The organism is Romboutsia sp. (genome assembly GCF_035470145.1).
GTDB lineage: Bacteria > Bacillota > Clostridia > Peptostreptococcales > Peptostreptococcaceae > Romboutsia_D.
Genome location: NZ_DATIRC010000251.1, coordinates 1 through 4,394, shown reverse-complemented (window position 1 = coordinate 4,394; position 4,394 = coordinate 1). Strand labels below are relative to the sequence as shown.

Genomic DNA, 4,394 nt, shown 5'->3' with positions numbered 1-4,394 from the left:
CAGGATTCATAGAGGATTTTAATTGTACGGGACAAGAACTTTGGAATAAAGTTTTTCAATTATTTAGATATAGCTTTTGATAGACACATAAATTCTGCTTTATTCTTAATTAGTATAGATAACATGACTGATATCAATTTTAACTATGGCAGTGAAATTGGAAGTGAAACTATAAAAAATCTTTCCTATATTTTAAGGAATGAGAAGGAAGAAACCCATCAGATATTTAAATTACAGGGGGCATTATTTGCTTATTGCATTTTAGATACAAATAAAGATGAAGCAATAAAAAGAGCAGAAAATATACGAAAAATAGTGGAAGATTCTGAAGCTTTTATAGAAAATATTACTGTATCAATTGGGCTTCTTCTTTTTGATGAAATAAAATATATAGTACAAACACCTGAGGATTTTTCTAGTTCTATTTATAATATTGCTCTTAATCGATTAAGAATAGCGATAAGTAAAGGGATGAATATAGTATGCAGTGAATCATCTACAGATAATTATAATGAAAATATAAAAAAAGTTTTAATAGCAGATACAGATAATATGAATCTAGAGATTTTAAAGATTTCTTTGGAAAAGGAAGGATTTAAAGTGTTTTTAGCAATGGATGGGGTAGAAGTTTTGAATATAATGGAAAAGGAAAAAATAAATATAGTAATCTCTGAACTTATGCTTCCTAAATTGGATGGATTTTTAATAAAGGAAAAAATGTCTATGTATTCGGATAAAAGAAAAATTCCATTTATACTTATGTCCTACCAAAAAGATACACAAACAGTAAAGAGAGCAATAAGTTTAAGTATAGATCATTATTTTAAAAAACCATATATGCTCACAGAACTTATTGGGATAGTTAAAAATAAGATAAAAGGAGAGATATAGGATGGAGATAAATTTAAGCACAATATTCTATGCTATCTCTTTAATTATTATTTTAGATTTAATTTTAATATTTTTAATTTTCTTCAATAAGAAAAAACATAAAATAAAAAAAGAAAAAGTTGAAAAAATGGACGATTATGTTATTGGAAAAATGATAGAGAAAAGAGAATTTCATTTGAAAAAGGATATAAAATTATTTTTAGAGCGATTTGGAGCTCTAAAGCAGATTTTTTATTTTGATAAAGAAGCGGAAATAAAATTTACTGATCTCGTTGAAAAAAGTCATTTAGTAATATATTTTACTAAAAGATTACATTCATTAATAAAATATAAGAGAATAGAAGCTATGGTTTATTTAGGTATTATTGCAACAGAGGATTCAAGAAAGTCATTGGAGATGGCATTAAAAAAAGAAAAAGATTATTCTGCAAAGTTGTATATCATTAATTCTTTAGTAGATATTAGACATGTAGAATCTATTTCTAAGATTGTAGATATAATACCCAATACTCCAAGTTGGTACCGTGAAAAAGCACAGCTACTTTTGTATGAATATGGTAAAGATTTTTATGAATATATTGTTGAAATAAAAGATAGTAATAACCGTGATATTAAAGAATTTATAATAGGGTTTGCAGAGTTATATTTAGCGGTCGATTTGAAGGACTATTTAATAAAGACTATATCAAATCCAGAGGAAGAAACTTTCATAGTACATAAAGCTGTAAAGGTATTATCAAAAGTATATTTTACAGAATTAAATGATAAAAAGTATATATGTCACTCTGATGCTTATATACGTGGTATTGCAATAGAAGTTCTAGGAAACAATCAATCTAAGGAAAATTTAATAAAACTGATTTCGATGCTCGGAGATAAAGGGATAAAAAGACATGTTAGTTTAGCAATTTCTAATATTATTATGGAAAAACCACAGTATATAAATATATTGATTAGTGAATTTAATAAAGAAACAAATAGCGATGTTAAAAATGATTTAGCAGAAGTGATTTCCAATAGAATGGAATATTTAATATTAAAACTTTCTGGAAATAAAAAAGATGTGGTTAAAAATGTAATTAAAGAAATTATGCTAATGGGAAAGAATAGTGATATTATTGAATTTTTAAATAGAAATAAGGACATAGAAATTGAAAATGAAATTATTTCGATCTTAAAAAATGTAATAAAACAAAAACCAGAGATAAAAAATGAATTTTGTACTTACTTAAATGAAAGAGTGTTAAAGAAGTGCAATTTAACTAAGCATGTTTCTAATTTAGAAAAAAATGAAGAGAATAAAGATAAAAAAGTAGTAGTATTTTTATATTTTTTAATTTTTGCTGTTTTTTTAGTTTTTCCAATTATACATGCTATAAGACATAGGGATATACTTTTAATAATGCCTTTTATGGAACAACTAAAGATTTATGTGATAGATTTTAATTATTATCTTATATATTATTCTATAGTAGTAAATAGTATTTATATTATTCTTCTTGTTTTTTCCTTTATAGGAGTGAATAAACAGTCTAAATACTGGAATTTAAAGAAAGTAACTTTTTTATTTAAAAAGGGTATTATGCCTTCTATTTCAATAATAGCGCCTGCTTTTAATGAAGAAGCAACAATTATTGAGAGTGCAAATTCACTTTTAAATCTAAAATATCCTGATTATGAATTAATAGTTGTAAATGATGGATCAAAAGATAATACGATTCAAACATTGATTCAGTATTTTAACCTTGAAAAAGTAGATATTATGGTAGATGAAAAATTAAACACAATGCCGATAAAAGGTATATATAGAAATAAATCAATGCCAAAACTTACAGTAGTAGATAAAGTAAATGGGGGAAAAGCAGATTCACTGAATACAGGAATAAATATATCTTCAAATGATTATTTTTGCGGTATAGATGCAGATTCACTTTTAGAAACAGACGCACTGATTAAATTGACTTCTCAGATGATAGATGAAGAAGTAGAGTGTCCTGCAATGGGGGGAAATATATTTCCTATCAATGGTTGTTCGGTTAATAAAGGAATGATTACAAGCTTAAAAATTCCTAAGAAAAATATAGCAAGATTGCAGACTATTGAATATATAAGAGCTTTTATGGCAGGCAGAGTAGGTTGGGCATATTTAGATTGCCTTTTAATTATTTCGGGAGCATTTGGATTGTTTAAAAAGGATAGAATCATTGAGATAGGAGGATATCTCACTAGTAGTGGAAAATATAAAAAAGACACTGTAGGAGAGGACATGGAGCTGGTAGTTCGATTGAGTCGCCATATGATAGAAAAAAAGCAGAAATTTAAAATTAATTATGTTTTCAACGCTAACTGTTGGACGGAAGTGCCTGAAAGTTATAATATATTAAAAAGACAGAGAGATAGATGGCATAGAGGGCTTATTGATATATTGACTTTTCATAAAAAAATCATTAGAAACCCTAAATACGGAAAGGTTGGAATGATTGCTTTTCCTTACTTTTTTATATTCGAGATGATGGGACCGCTTGTAGAAATTCAAGGTTATTGCATGGTTTTTCTAGCTACTATGCTTGGGCTTTTAAATACAAAAATTGCATTGCTCCTTTTTATTTCTACTATTTTGATGGGAATTTTAATTTCACTATCTTCTCTTTTTATAGCAGAAAAAGAAAGAGATTATTTTACTATAAAAGAATTAGCAGTTTTGATATTATATTCATTTGTTGAAAACTTTGGGCCGAGGCAGTTAATTAGTTTATGGAGAGTCAGTGGATATATTAATTCTCTAAAAAAACCAAAAGGATGGGGAAAAATGGAAAGAAAGGGATTTTTAAAGGATTCTAATATTTCTCTAAAATGATAATGAAGACAGCTAGTTAGATCAATAACGAATTAAATTTGTAATTTAATAGTAAGTAAAAAAATTAAATATATACAAAGACAAAAAAGTGAATTTTCATAAAAATCCCAAAAAAAAGACATTTTTTGGAAATATTTACAAGGAATATAATAAATGATAAATTTATGTTAAAGAAACGGGGAAAAAGTTTTCTTTGAACTAAAATATATCATAAAGGGGAAGTTCAACAATGGAAAATTTAAAAGACTTAAAATTTGGAACACAAGCAATACATGGGGGACACCATAAGGATCCAGTATCAGGAGCATTAACAACACCTATATTCCAAACATCAACTTTCGTATTTGACAGTGCAGAACAAGGTGGTAGAAGATTTGCGTTAGAAGAAGGGGGATATATATATTCAAGATTAGGAAATCCTACTAACACTCAATTAGAGGAAAAAGTAGCTTTACTAGAAGGTGCTGAAGCTTGTATGTCTACAGCTTCAGGAATGGGAGCAATCAGTTCAGCATTATGGACTGCTTTAAAGGCAGGAGATCATATAGTTGCTAGTAAAACTTTATATGGATGTACTTTTGCATTATTAAATCATGGATTAAAAAGATTTGGAGTAGAAGTAAGTTTTGTTGATGCTTCAAACTTA

General features: G+C 27.1%; 3 protein-coding genes. All 3 read left to right on the top strand.

Annotation, left to right across the window (positions count from 1 at the left end):
- Nucleotides 1-15: 15 nt before the first annotated feature.
- Nucleotides 16-891 (top strand): response regulator, encoded by an 876-nt coding sequence (locus VLM92_RS10805; protein WP_325276357.1) that lies wholly within the window; start codon nt 16-18, stop codon nt 889-891.
- A gap of 1 nt (nt 892) precedes the next feature.
- Nucleotides 893-3,748, top strand: a complete 2,856-nt coding sequence (locus tag VLM92_RS10800) for a glycosyltransferase (protein ID WP_325276356.1) — start codon at nt 893-895, stop codon at nt 3,746-3,748.
- Between the two features lie 229 nt (nt 3,749-3,977).
- A partial coding sequence (locus VLM92_RS10795) for a PLP-dependent transferase (protein ID WP_325276355.1) occupies nt 3,978-4,394 on the top strand: 417 nt, incomplete at its 3' end.

Excerpts from the sequence above, each read along its gene's own strand:
- VLM92_RS10800 (WP_325276356.1), top strand. The coding sequence starts at position 893 with ATGGAGATAAATTTAAGCACAATATTCTATGCTATCTCTTTAATTATT.